This window comes from Planococcus citreus (genome assembly GCF_003664125.1).
In the GTDB taxonomy this organism is placed as follows: domain Bacteria; phylum Bacillota; class Bacilli; order Bacillales_A; family Planococcaceae; genus Planococcus; species Planococcus citreus.
Genome location: NZ_RCCP01000001.1, coordinates 510,708 through 531,798 on the forward strand (window position 1 = coordinate 510,708; position 21,091 = coordinate 531,798).

24 protein-coding genes are annotated in these 21,091 nt (G+C 45.7%); 8 read left to right on the top strand and 16 right to left on the bottom strand.

The genetic code is table 11. The features are described 5' to 3' along the window. Window positions 1–4: 4 nt before the first annotated feature. The 4 genes from DFR62_RS17485 to DFR62_RS02645 form a co-directional block, all read right to left on the bottom strand. Window positions 5–664, bottom strand: a complete 660-nt coding sequence (locus DFR62_RS17485; protein ID WP_121297900.1) for a ComF family protein — start codon at window positions 662–664, stop codon at window positions 5–7. Continuing rightward, the gene (locus DFR62_RS02635) at window positions 661–1,989 is read right to left on the bottom strand and encodes an ATP-dependent helicase ComFA (RefSeq protein WP_121297901.1); all 1,329 of its coding nucleotides are present in this window, start codon (window positions 1,987–1,989) and stop codon (window positions 661–663) included. The genes DFR62_RS17485 and DFR62_RS02635 overlap by 4 nt, the downstream gene beginning before the upstream one ends. A 40-nt stretch (window positions 1,990–2,029) precedes the next feature. Beyond that, window positions 2,030–2,860, bottom strand: a complete 831-nt coding sequence (locus DFR62_RS02640; RefSeq protein WP_121297902.1) for a DegV family protein — start codon at window positions 2,858–2,860, stop codon at window positions 2,030–2,032. A 173-nt stretch (window positions 2,861–3,033) separates the two neighbouring features. Continuing rightward, a complete protein-coding gene (locus DFR62_RS02645; RefSeq protein WP_121297903.1) occupies window positions 3,034–3,594 on the bottom strand; it encodes a DUF4440 domain-containing protein in 561 nt (186 codons plus the stop codon). Between the two features lie 131 nt (window positions 3,595–3,725). Between DFR62_RS02645 and DFR62_RS02650 the strand changes: the two genes are divergently transcribed. Beyond that, complete coding sequence (locus DFR62_RS02650) at window positions 3,726–4,334, top strand: 3'-5' exonuclease (RefSeq protein ID WP_121297904.1); 609 nt, start codon at window positions 3,726–3,728, stop codon at window positions 4,332–4,334. 76 nt (window positions 4,335–4,410) lie between these two features. On the opposite strand, the gene DFR62_RS02655 is transcribed toward DFR62_RS02650, so the two are convergent. Together DFR62_RS02655 and DFR62_RS02660 are read right to left on the bottom strand one after the other, a co-directional pair. Continuing rightward, complete coding sequence (locus DFR62_RS02655; RefSeq protein ID WP_058383351.1) at window positions 4,411–5,085, bottom strand: response regulator transcription factor; 675 nt, start codon at window positions 5,083–5,085, stop codon at window positions 4,411–4,413. Window positions 5,086–5,113: 28 nt separating this feature from the next. Further along, entirely contained in the window at window positions 5,114–6,259 is a 1,146-nt protein-coding gene (locus tag DFR62_RS02660) for a sensor histidine kinase (protein ID WP_121297905.1), read from the bottom strand. 153 nt (window positions 6,260–6,412) lie between these two features. Here DFR62_RS02660 and DFR62_RS02665 point away from each other — a divergent pair, with 153 nt between their 5' ends. Both DFR62_RS02665 and DFR62_RS02670 read left to right on the top strand, forming a co-directional pair. Continuing rightward, window positions 6,413–7,048, top strand: coding sequence for a YigZ family protein (locus tag DFR62_RS02665; RefSeq protein WP_121297906.1), 636 nt, complete (start codon window positions 6,413–6,415; stop codon window positions 7,046–7,048). A gap of 164 nt (window positions 7,049–7,212) precedes the next feature. Then, window positions 7,213–8,271: an LCP family protein gene (locus DFR62_RS02670; RefSeq protein ID WP_121297907.1), complete on the top strand. Its 1,059-nt coding sequence runs from the start codon at window positions 7,213–7,215 to the stop codon at window positions 8,269–8,271. Between the two features lie 84 nt (window positions 8,272–8,355). Here DFR62_RS02670 and DFR62_RS02675 read toward each other — a convergent pair whose 3' ends face one another. Then, window positions 8,356–9,432, bottom strand: coding sequence for a glycosyltransferase family 4 protein (locus tag DFR62_RS02675; protein WP_101805151.1), 1,077 nt, complete (start codon window positions 9,430–9,432; stop codon window positions 8,356–8,358). A 317-nt stretch (window positions 9,433–9,749) separates the two neighbouring features. Here DFR62_RS02675 and DFR62_RS02680 point away from each other — a divergent pair, with 317 nt between their 5' ends. From DFR62_RS02680 to brnQ, 3 genes are all read left to right on the top strand, one after another. Further along, window positions 9,750–10,040, top strand: a complete 291-nt coding sequence (locus DFR62_RS02680) for a hypothetical protein (protein WP_121297908.1) — start codon at window positions 9,750–9,752, stop codon at window positions 10,038–10,040. Between the two features lie 112 nt (window positions 10,041–10,152). Next, on the top strand, window positions 10,153–10,344 hold the full coding sequence (locus DFR62_RS02685; protein WP_121297909.1) for a CsbD family protein: 192 nt from the start codon (window positions 10,153–10,155) through the stop codon (window positions 10,342–10,344). 122 nt (window positions 10,345–10,466) lie between these two features. Beyond that, a complete protein-coding gene (gene brnQ, locus DFR62_RS02690; RefSeq protein ID WP_121297910.1) occupies window positions 10,467–11,789 on the top strand; it encodes a branched-chain amino acid transport system II carrier protein in 1,323 nt (440 codons plus the stop codon). A 56-nt stretch (window positions 11,790–11,845) separates the two neighbouring features. Here the strand turns inward: brnQ and DFR62_RS02695 are convergent, their stop codons facing one another. Together DFR62_RS02695 and DFR62_RS02700 are read right to left on the bottom strand one after the other, a co-directional pair. Continuing rightward, a complete protein-coding gene (locus DFR62_RS02695) occupies window positions 11,846–12,790 on the bottom strand; it encodes a YflT domain-containing protein (protein ID WP_121297911.1) in 945 nt (314 codons plus the stop codon). Between the two features lie 159 nt (window positions 12,791–12,949). Next, complete coding sequence (locus DFR62_RS02700; protein ID WP_121297912.1) at window positions 12,950–13,543, bottom strand: general stress protein; 594 nt, start codon at window positions 13,541–13,543, stop codon at window positions 12,950–12,952. Between the two features lie 400 nt (window positions 13,544–13,943). Here DFR62_RS02700 and DFR62_RS02705 point away from each other — a divergent pair, with 400 nt between their 5' ends. After that, window positions 13,944–15,239 carry a tetratricopeptide repeat protein gene (locus DFR62_RS02705; RefSeq protein WP_121297913.1) on the top strand — a complete coding sequence of 432 codons (1,296 nt, stop codon included), beginning with the start codon at window positions 13,944–13,946 and terminating at the stop codon, window positions 15,237–15,239. A gap of 6 nt (window positions 15,240–15,245) precedes the next feature. Beyond that, window positions 15,246–15,530, top strand: a complete 285-nt coding sequence (locus DFR62_RS02710; protein ID WP_121297914.1) for a hypothetical protein — start codon at window positions 15,246–15,248, stop codon at window positions 15,528–15,530. Between the two features lie 97 nt (window positions 15,531–15,627). On the opposite strand, the gene DFR62_RS02715 is transcribed toward DFR62_RS02710, so the two are convergent. From DFR62_RS02715 to DFR62_RS02745, 7 genes are all read right to left on the bottom strand, one after another. After that, entirely contained in the window at window positions 15,628–16,362 is a 735-nt protein-coding gene (locus tag DFR62_RS02715) for a gamma-glutamyl-gamma-aminobutyrate hydrolase family protein (RefSeq protein ID WP_121297915.1), read from the bottom strand. 86 nt (window positions 16,363–16,448) lie between these two features. Continuing rightward, on the bottom strand, window positions 16,449–16,760 hold the full coding sequence (locus tag DFR62_RS02720) for an MGMT family protein (protein ID WP_121297916.1): 312 nt from the start codon (window positions 16,758–16,760) through the stop codon (window positions 16,449–16,451). Between the two features lie 10 nt (window positions 16,761–16,770). Further along, window positions 16,771–17,256 carry a hypothetical protein gene (locus tag DFR62_RS02725; RefSeq protein ID WP_121297917.1) on the bottom strand — a complete coding sequence of 162 codons (486 nt, stop codon included), beginning with the start codon at window positions 17,254–17,256 and terminating at the stop codon, window positions 16,771–16,773. 33 nt (window positions 17,257–17,289) lie between these two features. After that, on the bottom strand, window positions 17,290–18,273 hold the full coding sequence (locus tag DFR62_RS02730) for a GNAT family N-acetyltransferase (RefSeq protein ID WP_121297918.1): 984 nt from the start codon (window positions 18,271–18,273) through the stop codon (window positions 17,290–17,292). A 26-nt stretch (window positions 18,274–18,299) separates the two neighbouring features. After that, on the bottom strand, window positions 18,300–18,959 hold the full coding sequence (locus DFR62_RS02735; RefSeq protein WP_121297919.1) for a YveK family protein: 660 nt from the start codon (window positions 18,957–18,959) through the stop codon (window positions 18,300–18,302). Between the two features lie 328 nt (window positions 18,960–19,287). Next, window positions 19,288–19,587 carry a MarR family transcriptional regulator gene (locus tag DFR62_RS02740; RefSeq protein WP_058383334.1) on the bottom strand — a complete coding sequence of 100 codons (300 nt, stop codon included), beginning with the start codon at window positions 19,585–19,587 and terminating at the stop codon, window positions 19,288–19,290. A 189-nt stretch (window positions 19,588–19,776) separates the two neighbouring features. Next, window positions 19,777–21,072, bottom strand: coding sequence for a Zn-dependent hydrolase (locus DFR62_RS02745; RefSeq protein WP_121297920.1), 1,296 nt, complete (start codon window positions 21,070–21,072; stop codon window positions 19,777–19,779). Window positions 21,073–21,091 lie beyond the last annotated feature (19 nt).

Here is a 21,091-nt window from a genome sequence, read left to right on the forward strand (position 1 = left end):
TCAATTACGCGCGAATCAACGTGAGTATGCGGATCGACTCTGCGCCCGCTTCCTGCAAAGTTTTTGCTGCCTGTCGCATCGTTGTGCCTGTGGTATAGAGATCATCCACCAGCACCAGTTGTTTCGGGACCACTCTCTCGTTCAATCGAAACAATTGCTTTGTCGCCATCCGTTCCTCGCGGGTTTTCTCCCCCAAAGTTTCACCGCATTTTTCCAGCAGATGACTGTACGGAATCCCCGCCGCCAATAGCAATTCGTCCACTTGTGAAAAGCTTCGTTCGCGCAGCTTCTCGGCATTCAGCGGAATCGGCACGATTAGCGCTCGCTCGTTCGCCAAGGCTTCCCTTAAATCCTTCGCAAACACTTGTGCCAATAAGACATCTTTTAAAAACTTGTATTGGTGGAACCAGTCTTTCATGGCATCGTTGTAGCGGTAAAGGCTTTTTCCTGAGTGGATAAGGCCCCGGTAGCCATGCTCTTCCCAGTAATGGCAATCACGGCAAACAGCTTCGCCCTCTTTGCCGCAATATTTACAGCCTTGTCCGGTAATTTTTGAAAACTCATTCCGGCACGGCTGGCAGAGCAATTCCGGAGGTTCATAGAGGAAAATGCCGCGCCACGAAGGGGCAAAGCGCAATACTTGATCGCATAAACAGCAGTTCATGCTTTTCCCAACTTGTTATAGAAGAGAATCTCTTCCCTGGCCGCATCCATTTGCCTGGTGATGCCATTGTGGAAAAAGATGACGTCCCCAGTAGGGTCTTCCGCGCTTCGCCCGACCCTCCCGGCAATTTGGATGAGCGCTGCCCGGTCGAATACACAGTGGTCGGCCCCGATGACGGCGACTTGCAAATGGGGGATGGTGATGCCGCGTTCTAATATAGTGGATGTGGCAAGGCCTGATAAGCCACCATCCCTCAACTGCATCACTTTTTCTTTGCGCTGTGGATCTTTCGAATGGACTGCAGCGATTGCGCAATCGATTTTGTGCAGCAACGGGCTTGCTTGCTCAATCAATTGAATAGATGGAAAGAATAAAAGGAACGGCTGTTTTTTCTGCAGCTTGTCTTCTATCCAATCTTTTAACGGAGCAGGGATTTTGCCTTTTTGGATATGGCGTTCATAATTCCACATCGATCGGTAAGTGGGAACTGGCAGTGGCGCGCCATGGTAACGCCTGAATATGGTGGAGTGTCCGGCAATCTGTTTTCGGAGAGTTTTGGATGGAGTGGCAGAAATGTAGACGACGGGAGCGGACGGCTTGGCGGCTTTTTTCACGGCCCGTTCAAGTGATGGGTCAAGCGAATATGGAAAAGCATCCGCTTCATCGACGAATAGTAAATCAAAGGCTTCCTGAAATCGATACAATTGGTGGGTGGTGGCCAGGATGATTTCGCCGTACCCCGCTTGTTCAGGGCTATCGCCGTAGAGTGTATGGACGTTGGCATCCGGGAATGCCTGCTTGAATCTGGGGGACAATTCGAGGATGACGTCGGTGCGCGGTGCAGCCACACAAATGCGCAATCCTTTTTGTAGCGCTTCGTGGATCGGGGAAAATAGAATTTCTGTTTTGCCGGCACCGCATACGGCATACAAGAGGTGATCTTCTTGCTTTCGGATGCTGTCGGAGATGGCTTGCGATGCGTTTGCCTGCTGGGGCGTCAGGCTGCCGGCCCAGCCAAAGGCACGTGGGGCTGATTTTGGAAGTGCGGGAGATGTCCATAAAACCAATTCCGTGCAACTGCTGATACGCCCCATCTTGATGCATGTCCGGCAATAGCGGCAAACTTCGCCGCACGTTGCGCATTGGAATGGAATCACATAATCGGGCGACGTCTCAAGGCATCTTGCACACTGGCCGTCAGCCGATATACCGCTAACTACGCGTGCGCTGCCTTTCTCGATTGCTTCCTGTATGACTTCTTTTGGGAACGGAATGAATGGCTTTATCCATATCCTCCCTGTTAAAAATGCTTCGATTGCTTGCATGGATTTCCTCCTTTTTTTATAGCCAAAAGGCCTTGGCCGGTCATTTCTTTGCCCAGCCAAGGCCCATTGCGCCTTCTCCTAAATGCGTGCCGATGACCGGGCCGAAATGAGAAATCGTGAATTCCACATCCGGGCAGGCCAGTTCAAGCTCCGCTTTCCATTTTTCCGCTTCTTCGAGCCGGTTGGCGTGGATGACCGTCGCTTGAAGCGGTTCTTTGCCGCAGTCTTTTTTCAATTCTTCCGCAATGCGATTCATCGCCTTTTTTCGTGTGCGGATCTTTTCATACGGGACGATCAGCTTGTCCTGGAAATGCAGCAACGGTTTGATCTGAAGCATGCTGCCGACCAAAGCCTGGGCCCCTGATAAACGCCCGCCGCGTTGCAAATGGCGAAGGTCTTCCACCATGAAATAAGCACGCAGCGTTTTTTTCATTTCCTCAAGTTCTGCCAAAATCCCTTTGGCATCCATGCCTTGCTCCGCCAGTTCCGCTGCTTTTAGCGCATAGAACCCTTGAACGGCACAAGCGATTTCAGAATCGAACACGTGGACATCCACGCCTTCGGTCATCTCTCCCGCCTGCTTCGACCCAGCCATTGTTCCGCTGATGCCGCTGGACAGGTGAATGGCTATGACTTCCTCATGTTGCCCTGAAAGTTGCTCGTATAATGAAATGAACTCACCGACTGGCGGCTGAGAGGTTTTCGGGAGCTCTTCACGCGCTTTTTCGTAAAATTCCACAGTATCCAATTCGGTTTCCGCATAGGACTCATTGCCGAATGTAATCTGCAAAGGCACCACATGTATGCCTTTATCATTTGCTTGCTGCTGCGGAATATACGCTGTGCTGTCTGTTACAATTGCTGTTTTCATTTTCAATCAGCCTCCACTGCTATCTTACCAAAACTTGCCTGCCAATAGACAAAAAATCCGATCCATTGGACGGTCTGTTTTCACTATTTTTAAACTGGCGCGAATCCAAAAAAGCTTTTCCGGCTACAAGCATCCATTTGCCTGCCAGGAAAAGCCTTTCGTTTAGTTTTCCATTATTGATTTCCGATGAAATGCAGGCTCGTCACTTTCCAGTCGCCTTGCTCTTTCTTGAAAACGACCACTTGGCGCCCGGATTGCTGCATCCCTTGTTCTGTGCCGGCTTCATTCATTTCCACATCGATGGTGGCAAACACTTCAGCCCGGTCCTCTTCGTATTTGACGATTGTTTCGTCGCTCGTCGTATATGTTGTGTCGTAGTTTTCGAAGGCTTCGCTCAATGCCTGCTGGTCTTCTTCACGATCAAAGCCATCGGGATTTTCCGCGATGGTCGCCATATAGCGGTCCATGTCTTCCGCATTAAAAGCCGCGATGTATTCCTCATACGCGCCAAGGAGTTCCTGCTTTTCAGCTTCTGGAACATCCGCAGCGATGACGTCTCCCTCATCGTCCAATGTAAACCCTACTTCTTGGTCTGTGATGCCGTGTTCAACCGCATTATTTTCATTGGTGGCATTGCCGTCTTCTGCAGTATTGCTATTGACCGACGAATCGTTTTCGTCTGAACAACCTGCGAGCGCCAATATGAGCCCAGTTGCAACTATCCATTTTTTCATGATGCATTCCTCCTGCGCTCATTTTGCCATAGCCTCGCGCGGAATACAATGAAGAAACAGTGTCAATACGCGACAGGACAATTCCTTCCGCTGTCATGTACAATGGAAAGAAACCGAAAGGAGACGATCATTTGGAAAAATGGGAAGCAGAGCGCTTGCTCAACCAAAAGATGCGTGACACACGTACGTATCCGAAAAAAAGAACCGCTGCACGAGCGAAAAAATACAATTTGACGATGGAACCGGCAAACGACTATATCGTGCTGGATTTTGAAACGACTGGCTTGCGTGCCGGCGATGATAAGATCATCCAAATCGGTGCCGTTAAATATATCGGGCATCAACAACAAGATACGATGTACATGCTGATCAATCCGGAACGGCCGATTTCCAGCACGATCACCCGCATCACCGGCATCCGCAACGGAGACGTCCAAGATGCGCCAGTCATCGAGGAAATCGCTCCCCAACTGATTGACTTTATCGGCGATTTGCCGATTGTCGCCCACAACGCACCATTTGATATGGGATTTCTCTATGCGCTTGAGCACATCACGCCGGTGCCGCCTTATCAAGTCATCGATACGGTCAGGCTGGCACGTAAATTCATCACCGAAACGCCGAATCATAAATTGACGACACTATCCGCCTATCTCGAGCTCGAACACAATGCACACGATGCGCTCGGGGACTGTCTGGTCACTGCATCGATCTATCAGTTCTGTATCGGACGCATGTAAAAAAGCGCCGGAAGCTTTTGCTTCCAGCGCTTTTTTTAATTTTCGGCATCGGAACCCGCTGCCGCCAAATGTTTTTTTAACGTACTTCTACCCAACCGTTTTTAATGGCTGTAACGACAGCCTGAGTACGGTCATTGACCTGCATTTTTTGCAGGATGCTCGAGACGTGGTTTTTGACTGTTTTTTCTGAGATGAACAAAGTTTCACCGATTACGCGGTTGCTCTGTCCGTCCGTCAATAACTGCAAAACTTCGCTTTCGCGTTTTGTCAGTAAATGGTAAGGGCGACGGATCTCTGTTTGATGGAAAGAACCTTTGTTTTCACGTTCGCTCAAACGGCGGAATTCCATCACCAAATTACGGGTCACTTTCGGATGCAGGTAAGAGCCGCCTTTTGCGACCACTTTGATCGCCTGGATGATGGCGTCCGCGTCCATTTCTTTCAGCATATAGCCGAGCGCGCCTGTTTTAAGGGCATGCGTCACATACGATTCATCATCGTGAATGGACAGCATAATGACTTTGGCGTCCGGGAATCTCTCAATTAGTTCTCCCGTTGCTTCGACGCCGTTTTTTTGCGGCATGTTGATATCCATCAACACAACATCCGGCTGATGCTCTTCGTACAGCTTGATGACTTCCTCGCCGTCGCCGCCTTCTGCGACTACTTCAAACGATTCTTCGAAGTCCAAGATGCGCTTAACGCCCTCCCGGAACAATTGGTGGTCATCAATAATAATAATTTTTGTCATTATGTCGTCCTCCTCAAAATACCATATCTTACATACCCGCCTTCAGCGGGATATGAAACATTAACACCGTTCCTTCGCCGAGCGTGGAGTTGATGAAGAATTCCCCGCCGATCAATTCGATCCGTTCCCTCATGCCGGTCAAGCCGAATGACTGGTCTTTGACGATTTCCTGGTCAAAGCCGGAACCATTGTCTTTGATGATGATGGACACCTGTTCAGTGAGCCATTCCATCTTGACTTCGATATCTGTCGATTTGCCGTGGCGAATCGCATTCGAGACCGCTTCTTGCACGAGCCGGAAAATAGAAGTTTCAAAATTATTCGGGAGCCGTACCTCGTTACCATTGGAATGGAAAGACAGCCGGACACCGCGATTGTATTCTTCAATCGTCTCCAGATATTTTTTCAATGTCGGGACCAGCCCGAGATCATCAAGCGCCATTGGTCGCAAGTCATAGATGATGCGCCTGACTTCCGTAAGCGCTTGCCTTACCATATCCTTTAACGAAGAAATTTCCTTGAAGGCCTTATCCGCACCTTTTTCGCGGTAGGTTTTTTCAATCAGATCGGAACGCAGCAGGACGTTCGCCATCATCTGGGCTGGTCCGTCGTGGATTTCACGCGATAGCCTCTTGCGCTCTTCTTCCTGGGCTTCGATAATCCTTAAGCTGTAATCCTGCTTGCTCTTCGACTTGTCGACCGCGTCCCCGAAATCTTCCAGATCCGACGCTAAATAATTGGTGGCCACATTGATTTGATTGACTAGCCGCTCTGCACGCTCGATCGTCTGAAGTAACTTCTGAAGCTTGCGCTGCAGGCGGTCCCGCTTTTGCCGAAACTTTTTTTCCTCGGCGCGGTTCAAGGATAATTGCACTTGCAGTTCGTTGGCCAGCTCAAAAGCTTCACGAACCTGGCTTTCAGTGAAAGATTCGAATGAACCCGATAGTTCTGCGAGTCGCCGGCGTGCCGAGCGGGTCCGCTCTTCAAGTGCGTCACCTTCCGCGATGATGCGGCTGATATTCGCCCTGACATTCTCCAATTCGTCCTTCATCTCTTCATAGCTGCGGCGACTTTCTTCGCTAATGGCGAAAATATCCTGTTTCGACTGGTCCATCTTTGCGACCAGCTCGTCAAAGATGGAATCTAATGAAGTTCCATCGTTTTTCTTTGCCATTCTAAAACCGCCTTAGCTATACTTACTGTAACCATCCGTCTCTTTGCTTCTTTCGCCTTACGGGCTTTAACAAGTATATCACTATATACGCAACAGCATATTAAGAATACATTACAAATTATCTGATTTCATTTTACAACAGGGGGAATAAAAATGCGAGAAAATTACATAACAGTAGGTTCTTCTGCCAATGCAGAAATACTCATAAACAAATCCCGTTTTATCGGCCATGCAGCAAGGGCAGAAACGGAGTCGGAAGCGATCGCTTTCATCGATTCCATCAAATCCAAACATCGCCAGGCTACCCATAATTGTTCAGCTTACATCATCGGTGAACACGATTCCATCCAAAAAGCGAATGACGACGGGGAACCAAGTGGAACGGCGGGCGTTCCTATGCTGGAAGTGCTGAAAAAACAAGGATTAAAGGATACTGTGCTAGTGGTGACGCGCTATTATGGCGGCATCAAACTCGGAGGCGGCGGGCTGATCCGTGCGTACGGAAAATCCGCGTCGGAAGCGATTGCCGCTAGCGGCGTGGTGGAACGGCGCCTGCACCATTTGATGAAAGTGTCTATCGATTATACTTGGCTCGGCAAAATCGAAAACGAAATTCGCCAGTCGGATTATCCGTTGGCAGGGATCGATTATTCTGATGCCGTGGTGCTATCCATCCATGTGCCGGTCGAAAAAGAACAAGCTTTTATCGACTGGGTCAATGAACTGACTAATGGGCAGGCTAAAATCGAGTCAGCGCACACGGAATTCCTCGAATTTCCCCATCCATAATTTCTTTTCATTTACGTGCAGAAAAAATCACTGTATAATATCCACAGCACAAAAAAATGAAAATTCGTAAATTCACTATGTCCTTAAGATTAGTGAAATGGCACTTGCATGTGTTTGGCTACTACCAAAGCCGCACATAATCCCCCTTTAGAGGAGCAACTATAATGAGTAGAAAAATGAAACGGGAGGCAAAGTCCAGCCGGCAGCGGAAGATCATCAAAATTTCTGCCATCCTGGCTGTCTCCTTGTTGATTAGTTTATCCGCCTTTGGAATTTGGCTCGTGAAAAAAGCCGAGTTTGCTGCGAACAATGCGTATGAATCAGCGGATGGACGCGACAAATCCGATCTCCGCGACGAACAAGTCGAACCGTTAAACGATAATATCTCGATTTTGTTCATCGGCATCGATGATAGTGCCGCAAGAGACCAAAGCAGCGATAACATCAGGTCCGACGCGTTGGTTTTAGCTACATTGAATAACGAGGATAAATCCGTCAAACTCGTCAGCATTCCGCGTGATACGTATACCTTCATTCCTGACTCTGGTTATGAAGACAAGATCACGCACGCCTATGCACTGAACGGCCCGCGCTCCACAATCGAAAGTGTCGAAGGCCTGCTCGATGTACCGGTTGATTATTACATGACGATGAACTTCGATGCCTTCGTCGATGTGGTCAATGCACTTGGCGGGATTAAAGCCGATGTTCCTTATGATTTAAAAGAAAAAGATGAAACGGATTCCCATAACGCCATTGAATTGGAAGAGGGAATCCAGCAGTTGAACGGCAGTGAAGCCTTGGCCTTGGCCAGAACACGTTATTATGACAATGATATTGAACGAGGCAAGCGCCAGCAGATGATTCTTGAATCGATCATGGATAAAGCCTTGTCAGCAGGATCCATTACCAAATACGGCAATGTCATCGATGCAGTCGGGGACAATATGAAAACCAATATGAGTTTCCGCGATATGCAGGCATTCTTCGAATATGCGAAAAACGGCAAACCGGATGTGGAGACGATGAGTGTCCAAGGTTACGATGATATGTCGACAGGCATTTACTACTACATGCCCGATGAAGAATCCCTTGAGGAATTGAAAGATATTCTCCAAAGCCACCTCGGCTTAAAACCGGACACTTCCAATCTTTCCTTGAATGAAGAAGACCTCACCGATCAGGCTTTTCCAGCCACCGAATCAGATCAGGAAGAAGAATAAAAAAACTGGCAACCGATAGCGGTTGCCAGTTTTTTTGTATCTTTAATTATTTTGCCTAAAATAAAAAGCGGCCGCAGCCACTTTTTATTTCCCTATCATTCTAACTAAATTGATCAATGGGCGGTAATTCTTCCCTGCGAGCCCGACCACTTCGACGAACAATTCAATCGCCAGAAGCATGACACCGATCAACAGGATGCCTCCCCAGAGTGTTGCTTGGGAAAATAGCAAAGCCGCAAGTCCAAATAATGCGGAGATGCCATAAATGATCAGCACGGTCTGGCTATGTGAAAATCCGATGTTCAACAAGCAATGGTGCAAATGCGATTTATCTGCTTCTGAAATGGATTTCTTTTCACGCACGCGGCGCACGATGGCAAAGAAGGTATCCGAAATTGGCACGCCGAGCATGATGATCGGGATGATCAAGGCAACGACTGTCACGTTTTTGAAACCCATCAAGGCGAGTACGGAAATCATGAAACCAAGGAACAAAGCCCCTGTGTCCCCCATGAAGATCTTCGCGGGGTGGAAATTATAGAATAGGAAGCCGATAGAACTAGCAGCAAGAATGGCAGCTGTCGACATGACGAAAATATCGCCCATGATGAAGGCCATCGCCGTCAGCGTCAATAACGCCACGGTGGAAACCCCTGCGGCTAAACCATCAAGCCCGTCGATCAAGTTGATGGCATTGGTGATGCCGACAATCCAAATGATCGTCAGCGGGATGCTGAAGTAGCCGAAATCCAAGACGCCGCCGAACGGCAAGTTAATGAATGAAATTTCGAGCCCGCCGCCAATGACGACGACGCCGGCCGCAGCCAGTTGCCCGAGCATTTTGGCTTTTGCTGTAATTTCGAGCATATCATCCAAGACACCCGTCACGATGATCAAAAACGCACCGATGATGATGGCTGTTTCAATTGGGATCAGCGATGATTCAAAAGCAGCTGAAACCGGATCCTTCGGTTGAAGGAAAAGATAAGCGATCAAAAATGATCCGAATATGGCTAATCCGCCTAAACGCGGCATGATCCTTGCGTGTACTTTTCGGTAATTAGGCCGATCCACTGCCCCGATGCGAAATGCCAATCTCTTCACAAGGGGTGTCAGGAGAATCGAAGCGATAAATGCCACAACCAGCGTCAGGTATAGCATGTCCTTCCTCCTTAAAAAACTCTCATTTTGCATACATATCCATCATTATTATAGCACGGCTGATAAAAAAAGGAAGTGATATATGTTACCAATTTTTATCTTTCCTTTAGTTATAGACGGTCTCCAGGAAAGAAAAGTTTCCGGCTCTCCGATATTTTTCATCAATAAGTTATGTGCATGATGCTTTTGGACCGGACAATGAATTTTTTTGTTAATTTTCAGAATTGAAAGGCACTTTTATAGTATTATATCCATAATATGCTATAATAAACCCATGGATCACGAATATCATACTAATTTGAGCGGGAGTGCGAAATATGGACAGCAATCTTCTATTTTATGCATCGAAGAAAGAATGGTCTCCTTATGATGAAGCAGCTGTATTGAAAATGGATTATCTCAAACGGGCAGAGCTTGCACGTTCCATCAATTGTGAAGGGCTCCTTGTAGACTTATCACTCGATCAACATCCTGAAGTCCGAAAAGGCGTCGCCGCCAATGCAGCCACCCCTTTGACCACGTTAAAACGGTTAGCAGCCCAGGATTTATGCATTTCAGTCAAGGAAAAAGCAAAAGAAACACTTAATGAACAACCATTAAAATCATAAACTCACGCTTCCCGATGCCTTCGTCGGGGAGCTTTTATCTTTTATATAGAAGGTTTATAAACTTCAAGATAGGAAATATAGGGAGTAAAGATATTCTAAAGGAGGCATTCAAATGGCTGATAAAGAAGGTTTCTCAGATAAAGTGAAAGGTGCCGTCAGCAAAGGCAAAGGCGAATTGAAAGACCAGGTCGGCAATGCGACCGATAACCCGGACTTGCAGGCTGAAGGCAAATCCGATAAGACAAAAGGCAAGGTCCAGGATACGGTCGGCAAGTTTAAGGAAGGCTTCAATAAAGATAAATAAGCACATTGAACCCGGCAATTTTGCCGGGCTTTTTTATTTCCAAATTTTAATTTTCATAACTGCGTGAATTCAGTTATAATAAATTCTTGTGCGACTATGTTTAATTTAGAAGGAGAACTCCCATGAACAAGAAAACGCTTACAAACTTTGAAACTTTAACGATCGGCCTTATGCTTTTCGCGCTGTTCCTCGGTGCCGGAAATTTAATCTTCCCTCCCTATCTCGGACAATTAGCAGGAGAGCAATTGCTTCCCGCCATCATCGGCTTTTTGCTGACCGGCGTCGGTTTGCCGCTATTAGGCATACTTGCCATCGCAAAAGCGGGCGGAGATCTGCAGTCGATTGCCGGACGGGTACACCCGGTCTTTGGCATCGTCTTCACGATGATCGTCTATTTGGCTATCGGTCCGTTCTTTGGCATTCCCCGAACAGCCACTGTCGCTTTCGAAATTGGCACTGCGCCTTTTCTGTCCGCTGAAATGGCATCATCGTTTTGGTCATTATTTCTCTTCACGATCATTTTCTTTGTCATCACCGTATTGTTTGCATTGAACCCGACAAAACTAGTCGATCGCATCGGTAAAATCCTGACGCCGATTCTCATCGTCGTCATTGGCTTTTTAGCTGTCAAAAGCTTCCTGACGCCTATGGGACCAATCGGTGCGCCTGTCGGAAATTATGACACAGAAGCGTTTTTCGAAAGCTTCCTTCAAGGCTATTTGACGATGGACGCAATTGCCGCGCTCGTATTCGGGATTGTCATTATCCAATCCATCCGCGCGAAAGGCGTTGAAGATAAGAACACCATCCTGAAAACGACGGCATACGCGGGATTCATCGCGGCAGCCGGCTTGTCACTGGTGTACCTATCCTTAAGCTATATCGGAGCGACCAGTGTAGAAGCTATCGGCATGCAGGAGAACGGCGGAGAAGTCATTGCGCTCGCTTCACGCGTACTGTACGGCGAAATTGGGGGCATCATTTTAGCTGCCGCGATCACATTCGCCTGCCTGACGACTTCCATCGGGCTTGTGTCAGCGACTTCCCAGTTCTTCAATAAAATTTTCCCGCAATTGCCATATGTGGTCTATGTATTCATTTTCGCTGGATTTTCGACCGTCATTGCGAATGTTGGGCTGACCCAATTGATCGCTATTTCATTGCCGGTATTATTGGCCATCTATCCTCTTGCGATTGTGATTGTCATTCTATCGTTTTTCGATCATTCCTTTTACCAAAAATCATACGTCTATGTCATTCCACTTGTGCTTACAGGTATTGTAAGCGTCTTTGATGCATTGAAGAGTTCAGGTTTTGAATTCAACGCAATCACGCAGATTTTCTCTTACTTGCCATTTTATGAACAAGGAATCGGCTGGCTTGTTCCCGCAATCATCGGAACGCTTGCTGGGATCATCATTGCGCGCACCACCCACAAACGATAATCCAGACATAAAAGAAGGCCGGAGAAATATAATATTTCTCCGGCCTTCTTCTATTTTTAGAATAAACGCGGCGTCGGTGGCGTACCGGTCTTTTTCTCTACATTTTTATGGAAATCATCCACATCTCTAGGATTTTTCGTAGATTCAAAATCGTCACGGCGCTCTGTATCAGCTAGATGCTCTTCTTCTGAATCACGGCCGAACGGCGCTGGCCCAAGATTTGGATCCACTCCCGGAGAAGGTTCATCTTGCCGGCGGTTCACCCCATCTTCCCGGTTCAATTCCTTTTCACCGTCTCGGTCTCCCAGTTTCGGCTCATGCTCCATGCGCTTTTCAGATGGCTTTTCAGCTTCCGACGGCTTTTCACGGTCGCTGGTCGGGTGAATTTCAGCACCTTTCAAACGGGAATCCTGGGATTTGCTGTGCAATTGGGATTTATTCGTCTGTTCGCGCGTAGCATCGGTTGTGTAGATGCCTTCAACGCCCGTATCGTGTCCCCCTTCATGCTTTTGGATGTCTTTGTCGATGAGCTTTTCATCATCATGCATTCTACCGTCCCGTTCAACATCGCGGCCAAACGGCGCAAATGCTGTATTGCGCCCATCTGCCTCCAGGTCCATAGGGGTGTTGTCGTCAGAATGCGAAGAGAAATGCTCACTTTCTGCATTCCCGCTAGGTGCACCATCCGTATACAAAAGAACCGCACCGCGTTCAATTTCGCGCTCATAATGGTCAGCTGTGTCGCGATCTACGCCAAATTCATCCAATTTAGCGCGGGCTTTGTCTTCCCCTGTCAATAGGGTTTTCATACGGTTGCCGAAAGAGTTGGCTTTATGCGAATCTACACCATAACGATCGTGGGCTTCATTCACCAAGTTTTTATCGTTTGCAAGCACATGGATATCCTCATTGCGATAGCCTTTTGAGATCAATGCTTCCAAAGCTCGTTCCATTTCATCCTGTGAATAAACAATTTCAAATTGACGGTTTGTCTGTACCATTTATAAAACCTCCTGATTTAACTTGTATTGCTTTCTGTTTACCCGCACTTTATCGGTACTAAAACATTTCAATCCTTCTATATAATATATTTCAGGCTCTTAAGCTACCCTCATTGAATAAAATAAATCCCCGATCTTCAAACGACCGGGGCCACCATATCACTTATATTTTTTATCGTTGGTGCTTTGTGCTTCTGTTTTGCTTGTGCCGCCCCGTGCTTTTTCGACTTCCGGTTTCTCTTGCGTCGTAAATGATACGTGGCGCTCGTCTTTCACTAATGTCGGATCTTGCAAGAAAGTCTCGCCGCGTGCGAAACGGTCTTCCTGTTCATCATAATTATTATCGACAGACTGGATATACTGACGGCGTTCTGCATCAGTCGGTTCACGTTCCGGCGCACCTTCCGATTCCTTCACCGCATCGATGATCCCTTTTCTTTCGTCTTCTACATACAGCAGGATTCCGCCTTTAGCAACATCTTCTGTATACCGCTGCGCCTCTGCTTCTGATAAGCCAAGTGAATCAATGGATTCCTTGACTGCGCTTTTTCCTGTGACGAAACTCTTCATTTTATCCCCGAAAGACCCGGCTTTTTCCACTTCCACTTGATGGTCGTTTAATTGATCCGTATGTTCAGCCACCGCATGGATTTCATTTGCGGAATATCCCTGTTCATTGAGTTGGCTAAGTTTACGGTCAAAATCTTCCTGAGAATAAACAATTCCAAGTACTTTTTTATTTGATGAGTTCATAATAATACCCCCGTTTGATTAATTTGGCTGTTGCTATACTCTTCCTTTCCCCTCAACCTACTTTATCTAAACTTTCACGAAATTATTCCGATAGAACAAAAGGACTAGTAGTAAGTCCAAATACTGTAATGATTTGGCTATTATTTTAGCTGTTAGGCACTTTTTACCTTTTTTCTCAAAACAGGAGTTACCGAAATAAAAAAGCAGTTTATTTTGAAAATTGATGCTATCATAGATTTAATATATGTAATTAAAGTAAAATGTGGATGTGGAGGCGGTAATTATCGTACTAAACAATCTATCGGATATACGCTTGTCAGGGCCGCCTGGCCAAGCGGAGATAAACTCTCCTACATGGATGATTGAAGTACTGCCCATGCAAACGGAAAGGAGAGTCGACATGGACACAGGAATGCGACTGAAATATCATCGCTTGAAAAAACGTTTCAGCATGGAAGAAACTGCATCAGGCATTTTCTCTCCAAAAGACCTGAAAAAAATTGAAGCTGGGTTGAAAGAACCCGCACTAAAAGACTTAGAATCACTATGCAAAAAACTTGAAATTCCGCTAGCTGCCAAAGACAACCCAATTGGCAAAGTGCTAGTGAAAAACTTTAAAAACTCATTGCTCCATCCTCAGAACAAAGGCAAGATCATGGAGCATTACGCGGACATTTGCAACCACCCTCTTTTGCGCGCTGATGAAGACGTCGAACTTGAATTCGATATCCAACAAATCCGCTACTTCATCATTACGGGCGACTTGGAAAGCGCAGAAAAGAAAATCAAAGAAATGGATCGTTTCAAAGAGTTTATGGATCAAGAACAGTATTATCTGTACCACAAATATAATGGTAACTATAATTATATTTTGAATGATTATGAGAATGCTCTAAAGACTTATCTGATTGCTGAGAGAATCGCACCAAAATCGATTTCTCCAGCTGAACTTGGAGACCTTTATTATTCGATAGGAATTTCGAGCACGAAATGCGAAGAACATGAGTTATCTTATAAATATTCAGAAATGGCATTAAAAATCTATCAACAAGAATTCGTCCCCAAACGAATTGTAGAGTGTCATCTAAATATTGCCATTACTCATGAACAATTCGGCAACCATAGACTTTCAATGGAACATTATAAAAATGCTTTAACTATAGGAAGTAAATTGGATATTGATATTTTAAAGTTTACTACGGAGTACAATTTAGGTTTTTCGTATTTTATATATCAGCAATACGAACTGGCTATTCCGCATCTAAATAATTCACTGAAGTATATTCCTGATGAATATATAGCGGATAGCATTTCTGCACACTGTGTTTTGATTAAAAGTCACTTAGAACTGGGTGATAAATCTAAAGCTAAAGAAATAGCAGCAGTTGGACAACAACTTGTTAAGGCTAAAGAACTGCGAATAGATTCACCGTCAAATGCTATTTTTAAAGACGCTTACATGGAATTTGTAGCATTAACTTATTTATTAGATGATGAAGATGATAAATTTGAAGAAATTATATTAAATAAATTAATCAATAGTTTTACTAATTCAAATAGTTTTCATGATTTGGGATATTATTTAGGATATTTGGGTAAAATGTATTTCAGACAAGGTCGGTATAAAGAGTCTGCTGAAATAACAGAAAAATCTAGAGATGCGTACAAAGAAGTACTTAATATTAAATGGGAGTGATAAAGAATGAGAAAAAGCACTGTAATTTTATTTGTATCTACAATTGTATTAAGTACGTTGCCAGCATTCAACATATTATCAGACTCCGAAGACTTAGCTGCTAAGGCTCGCGTACCTGAGCCTTGGTCCGTCGAAGACCAATTCGCCGCTAAAGCCCGCGTACCTGAGCCTTGGTCCGTTGAAGACCAATTCGCTGCTAAAGCCCGCGTACCTGAGCCTTGGTCCGTTGAAGACCAATTCGCTGCTAAAGCCCGCGTACCTGAGCCTTGGTCCGTCAACCCGAAAGCATAATTTAATCATTACATTTTTAACCCGCTCTCCCAATACGGAGGGCGGGTTTCTTGCTGCTATATAAGAAAAACGCCGGGGCAGCCCCCAACGTCAATTCTTATTGATTCTGTTTTTTATCAATCAGGCACTCATTGACGAAGTAGGAAAAAATATTGCATGAAGCTTCATCGCCTTGCAGCGCAAACTCTTCAGGATGCCATTGGATGCCCATCGCAAATTGATGGTTCGGGCTCTGCAATGCTTCTACAAGCCCGTCTGCCGCACGGCCAGCTACTTCCAGTCCTTCCGCCACATCTTTGACGCCTTGGTGGTGGAAAGAATTCACATGAAACTCTTTTTCTTTCATGATTTTATAAAGCAAGCTGTCTTCTTCTAATTTCACGGAATGCGTACGGTGTGTCCGCATAGCCATTTGCTTGTGCTGATAAAGCGTCCCTTCGTATTGAGATTCCAAGTCTTGATAAACGGTTCCACCAAACGCAACATTGAACATTTGCATGCCTCGGCACATTCCCATAAACGGTTTATCCAGTTTCAGGAAATTCAAGATAAGTTCTTCCTCATACTTATCACTGCCCGGATAAACGGCACCTAAACGGATATGAGGCTCTTCCCCGTAAATATTCGGGTTGATGTCCCCTCCTCCTGTCACAATCAATCCATCCAATCGCTCGCAAAGAAGCGGAATGTCTTCCTCATCCACAATCGGGACGATCAGAGGCAATCCGCCTGCCTGTAGGATGGCTTTTGCATAGACGGGATCCAACGAATACATTTGATCCTCTTCGACACGAGCCGTAATTCCAATAACCGGTTTGTTTTCTGTAGCCACTATTAATTCCCCATTTCTGCAACAAAAATTAGTCAATGCAGGTTTATACCCTTTATAAGGCGTAAGATAAACTTACATTTTCTTGCTTACAGCTCCGGAAAATGTTGGTAGCGGCTCAAAGCTACTTTTCCTTCTTCCTCAAAACAAAGACCTTCTTCTTCCAAAAGCAACTTTTGGGTGAACCGTCCTTCCCCATCCTTTATGGCAATTTCGCCTTTTGCATTGACGATTCTGTGCCACGGAATATCTTGCGTTTCACTCATACTATGAAGGATCCTTGCCACTTGACGGGCAGAACGAGGGCTTCCGGCTGTACGGGCTACTTGCCCGTAAGACATCACTTTTCCTTTCGGTATGCTTTTCATGACCTCGATCGCTTTCTTTGTAAATGGCTGCATTGCTCAATAACTACCCCTTTTTGGCATTCTGTGAATGTTTCTTGATTTCCTCAAGCAACTCGCCTTCCTCATATCGCTGAATCAACTCTTCTACAAATTCAATCAAGGGCAAATTGGAAGCTTCCACAGCCAATCCGTAGCTTTCAGCATGCACTTGACGGTAATAAGCACCCATTTTTTCCACTTGTTCCTTGAAGCCATCCAAACTGGATTCATCAGCGTATTTTAACGGTTGTTGAGGAGTTTCCTTCTTTCCTTCATTTACGTAAAGAAAATGCATTTTGTCAAGCTCCTGTACTTTCTCGTCGAATAAGCGCTGGTGATCATCGTATCGGTAGAAATTGCGCCAGTATTCGAAGATCGTTTTCGCCACGCCGAGGCGCAGCGCCCCATTTACAGAATCCATTTCTTCCACAACGCATAATTCGTACATGATTTTGCGCAACGATTTCTTATATTCCCGTTCCACTACCCCTTTATATTGCGTATATCTCATTTAGTATACCCCCCTGTATTTTTTGAGTACGTTTCAAATATTGCGGTAGCGTCGGATGATGTCTTCATCGTCCAAAGAAATGAATTGGTCGTATATCTTTTGTTTATGGATGTACCTGCCAATAAAGAAAGTGGATGGCTGCATATTGGCAATCGCCCGTTTCGCATCTCCCAATTCACTGTCCAAGCTTCCTCCTAAATGGAACTCTTCATAATAATTATCCAAACTCCATTCAGCAACTTTAGCCAGTAGCTCATGATCCGCCTTGTGCTTTTTCTCCTCTGGTAAATTGCCTTCTAAGTGAAAATGAACAGTCTTGCCCATCGCCAAGACATAGCAGGCGGATACCAATTTTTCTTCTCTATACGCTCCGAACAAATGAAGGTTTGGGCCGAGCGTGCTGACTAAGGCTTCAAAATAGTCATTGGTGAAAAAATAATAACTATCAGCCTCTTCCCGTCTTCGGGCATTCGAGTAATAAAGGACAAGAAATTCGAACATATGGCGGACAGTCCCTAACTTTCGAACCTCTACTTCAGGCGAAGTTGGTTTACCTTGCACAAAAGGATTTTGCCACTTTTTCAAATCAATCGAATAAGTTTCGTACAAAGGCAATAATTGCATATAGTTTTTGAAGAACTCTGCATTTCCCCTGGAAGGGTGAAACCGGATGAACTCAGCGACAATCCGTTCGTTTTCACAGAAATCGATGAATTCCTTCCTGAAATTGGCTACTAGCGATGCGCTGTCGGATCGTATGTTCAGCACCGGCCCACCATAGCCAAACGGTGTTGCAATATCATAATACTGCGGCATTTCTTCGTTCACTTTTCTTTTGATGAAAGGATATGCCACTTCCCCGTCTTCGCATCGAAAATAAAAGAGGTAAGCTTCTCCAGGATCCAATTTAAGGGCACTCAGAAAGTATTGTGTCGTGTAGTAAATATCCTGTATGTCTAAGGCATCAAGTATTTCCTGCCATTTGATATGCTCTTGGATGGAAACCAGCTTGTACATACTCTCACCCCTGCTTTAACTACTGCTTATTTGAAGACGGTCTGTAAATGTGCGTTCTTTCTTCTTCCAAATTGAGCATATCGTCTAACAAAACCGAATAACTCAAATGTCAGGCTCAGCAGGATTCCCGCCACCAAGCCTGCAATTGCCGCTAACGATAACAGGATACTCAAACTGCTATTCTCTTCAAGCGCATTTTGAGAAGTGCCAGCTTTCAAGATGACGCTCACATTGTCCACTTTCAACAGATGCTTCACTTCCTCTTGCAAGCTGAAAGCTATGGCATTTGCTATTTTAGCAGCTTCATTTTTTTCCCCAGCCGAGACAACGATGTTAAGGACTTGTGAGTTTTCCGGCCGGTTGATGGCTATGCGATGATGAAGATCTGCCATCGAATACTCGCTGCCTGTGCGTTCAAGCACTTGGGACAGTACAGCAGGGCTTTTCGCCAAAACTTGGTAGGCTTCCAAAGTTTGATAATCGGATGTGGCTGAAGTCTCCCCATGAATAGTCTCGGATGTAAAAGGTTCGACAAACACTTGGCTTGTCGCCATGTATTCGGGCTCGTAAACAAAGACCGACACGAGCCATACGGCAAAGACCGTTGATACAGTTGTACCGGCTACCAGCACAAAATTCCTGCTGACGCACGCTAACAGCCGGCGCCCAATTAGTTGTTTCCCCATTCCCCATCCTCCTCGTTAAGACATTATCGAACTTCCTATCTAAAAATTCAGATTATTATAGTACCTTTATATCACACTTCTTTGGTTCATTCTACACTTTTAAGCGGATTTTCATAAAAAATATTAATAAATATAAGCAAATAGGCTGTATCTGTTCCAATATTTAATTCAACTATAAATAAAATAGTCTTATATGTTCATTTAAATAAAAAATGCCTTCTCGGTGGACTAGGTTTTTTGTACCCACTTCAAAAAATATAGCCATAAGAAAAAGACCGGCGGAATATCCGCCAGTCTTCGCTAAGCTGATTCTTCTAGGTCGCTGAAATTATTCCTGCCACAAACCGATGATACCGTTTCTTCTATAGATAATCTCTTCTTCCTCGAGCCGTTTCAGGACTTTGGTCAAGGTTTGGTGAGAAATATTCAAGTCGTGGGTGATTTCTTTGATCGTCTTGAAAAGTACACCTTCCGACGAAGCATTCCTAATGAAGTACTCCATGAATCTTTCAGCGATTTCTGCTGTTCGAGCAGTTTCAGATGAAAAATAGTGACGGCATTCCTTCAAGATTTTCTCTTCGGAAAACGGGCGTGCATTATTAGAAGCATTATTCTCAACTGCTTTCACGTTCATCACCTCCGTACAGGTTTTAATATCATTCCTTGCATTCTATATACCCGATTTACCGGTAAATATACACTCTATATCAATTTAACCTGATAATTCCATAATAAGGATCTCTACATCCATATTTTTCAAATACATTTATACTAAAAAAAAGACAGAGGCATCTCCCCTGTCTTCCGAAAAAATTGCTTATGATTTTGCCATTCTCGATTCGATGAATGCTTTTAAAGCGTGAACCCCGTGAACGCAATCAGACAAGGACGACCACTCTTTAGGATTGTGGCTGATGCCGTCTTTGCTGCGGACAAACAGCATCGCAACCGGAATATGGCGTCCGACGATCATGGCGTCATGGCCCGCACCGCTCGGTATCCGCACCGGTACGATTCCCTGCTCCTCCAATACCGCCGCAATTTCCTGCTGCAATTCCTCTGCTATCGGCACAGGAGTGATGCTCGTATTTTGCTGGAGCGAAACACTAACTCCATGCTTGTCAGCTACTTCTTCTGCCAGGCTTCGAATGCGTTCTACAAGCATATCCCGCGGTTCTTTATGAATGTCGCGCGCATCGACATGCAGCACGACCTGCTCCGGAATGACATTAATGCCATTTGGCGATACGTCCAGCTTGCCGACCGTCGCCACCGCCGTCTCACTAATCGCTGGAGGAAGCTGTGGCAAGCGGCTGACGAATTCACCGGCTGCGACCAAACTATCCGTTCTGCCGATCATCGGCGTATTGCCGGCATGTCCTGCCTGACCTGAAAACTTCACTTCCATCCAGGCGGGGCCGGCGATTCCGCTGACGATGCCAACCGGCTGGTTTTCTTGTTCCAGTTTTTTGCCTTGCTCGATATGCACTTCTGCAAACAATTCCAGCTCCGACAAATTCCTAACCGACTTGCGGAACCCATCTAGAGAACTTCCGTAGGTGTCAAGAACTTGTTCCAAGCCTTCTCCGTTGTAATCCCGCAATTGATTCATCTCTTGTTCGGTAATATCACCCGTCATCGCTCGGCTCCCGGTCAGGCCGCTATTGAATCTTGAGCCTTCCTCGTCGGTGAAAATTACCACTTCATAGGGTTTTTCAGGAACAAAACCGACTGACTTCCAGGCTTCAACTACTTCTAGCGCAGATAGCACCCCAAGCGGGCCGTCAAAATTGCCGCCATTCGGTACGCTGTCGACATGAGACCCGGACGCGATGGCCGGCCCAGCCGAGCGTCCCGGTAAAGAACCGAAAACATTTCCGGCACCGTCTTCCCTCACGCTAAGCCCAGCCTCTTCCATCCAGGATCTGACCAATTGCTTAGCTTGTTTTTCTTCATTGGATAACCCCGGGCGTTTGATTCCGCCGGGTTCGGTATAGCCGATTTCCGACAAGGCATGCAAGCGTTTTGCAAGGCGTTCCCCGCTGACTCCCGAATGGTCCAATTGTTTATCGTATCCCTTGATCAAGTCTTCGTATAATGCACTATTTCCCATAAGCCCCTCCATCGATTCG

Bases quoted from the DNA above. Each gene is read 5' to 3' on its own strand.
- DFR62_RS02645 (WP_121297903.1), bottom strand. From the start codon at position 3,594: ATGAAAAAATGGATAGTTGCAACTGGGCTCATATTGGCGCTCGCAGGT.
- DFR62_RS17485 (WP_121297900.1), bottom strand. From the start codon at position 664: ATGAACTGCTGTTTATGCGATCAAGTATTGCGCTTTGCCCCTTCGTGG.
- DFR62_RS02720 (WP_121297916.1), bottom strand. From the start codon at position 16,760: ATGCAGCCATTTACAAAGAAAGCGATCGAGGTCATGAAAAGCATACCG.
- DFR62_RS02725 (WP_121297917.1), bottom strand. From the start codon at position 17,256: ATGAGATATACGCAATATAAAGGGGTAGTGGAACGGGAATATAAGAAA.
- DFR62_RS02635 (WP_121297901.1), bottom strand. From the start codon at position 1,989: ATGCAAGCAATCGAAGCATTTTTAACAGGGAGGATATGGATAAAGCCA.
- DFR62_RS02700 (WP_121297912.1), bottom strand. From the start codon at position 13,543: ATGAACTCATCAAATAAAAAAGTACTTGGAATTGTTTATTCTCAGGAA.
- DFR62_RS02685 (WP_121297909.1), top strand. From the start codon at position 10,153: ATGGCTGATAAAGAAGGTTTCTCAGATAAAGTGAAAGGTGCCGTCAGC.
- DFR62_RS02680 (WP_121297908.1), top strand. From the start codon at position 9,750: ATGGACAGCAATCTTCTATTTTATGCATCGAAGAAAGAATGGTCTCCT.
- DFR62_RS02675 (WP_101805151.1), bottom strand. From the start codon at position 9,432: ATGCTATACCTGACGCTGGTTGTGGCATTTATCGCTTCGATTCTCCTG.
- DFR62_RS02710 (WP_121297914.1), top strand. From the start codon at position 15,246: ATGAGAAAAAGCACTGTAATTTTATTTGTATCTACAATTGTATTAAGT.
- DFR62_RS02735 (WP_121297919.1), bottom strand. From the start codon at position 18,959: ATGGGGAAACAACTAATTGGGCGCCGGCTGTTAGCGTGCGTCAGCAGG.
- DFR62_RS02670 (WP_121297907.1), top strand. From the start codon at position 7,213: ATGAGTAGAAAAATGAAACGGGAGGCAAAGTCCAGCCGGCAGCGGAAG.
- DFR62_RS02745 (WP_121297920.1), bottom strand. From the start codon at position 21,072: ATGGGAAATAGTGCATTATACGAAGACTTGATCAAGGGATACGATAAA.
- DFR62_RS02730 (WP_121297918.1), bottom strand. From the start codon at position 18,273: ATGTACAAGCTGGTTTCCATCCAAGAGCATATCAAATGGCAGGAAATA.
- DFR62_RS02655 (WP_058383351.1), bottom strand. From the start codon at position 5,085: ATGACAAAAATTATTATTATTGATGACCACCAATTGTTCCGGGAGGGC.
- DFR62_RS02695 (WP_121297911.1), bottom strand. From the start codon at position 12,790: ATGGTACAGACAAACCGTCAATTTGAAATTGTTTATTCACAGGATGAA.
- DFR62_RS02705 (WP_121297913.1), top strand. From the start codon at position 13,944: ATGGACACAGGAATGCGACTGAAATATCATCGCTTGAAAAAACGTTTC.
- DFR62_RS02665 (WP_121297906.1), top strand. From the start codon at position 6,413: ATGCGAGAAAATTACATAACAGTAGGTTCTTCTGCCAATGCAGAAATA.
- DFR62_RS02640 (WP_121297902.1), bottom strand. From the start codon at position 2,860: ATGAAAACAGCAATTGTAACAGACAGCACAGCGTATATTCCGCAGCAG.
- brnQ (WP_121297910.1), top strand. From the start codon at position 10,467: ATGAACAAGAAAACGCTTACAAACTTTGAAACTTTAACGATCGGCCTT.
- DFR62_RS02660 (WP_121297905.1), bottom strand. From the start codon at position 6,259: ATGGCAAAGAAAAACGATGGAACTTCATTAGATTCCATCTTTGACGAG.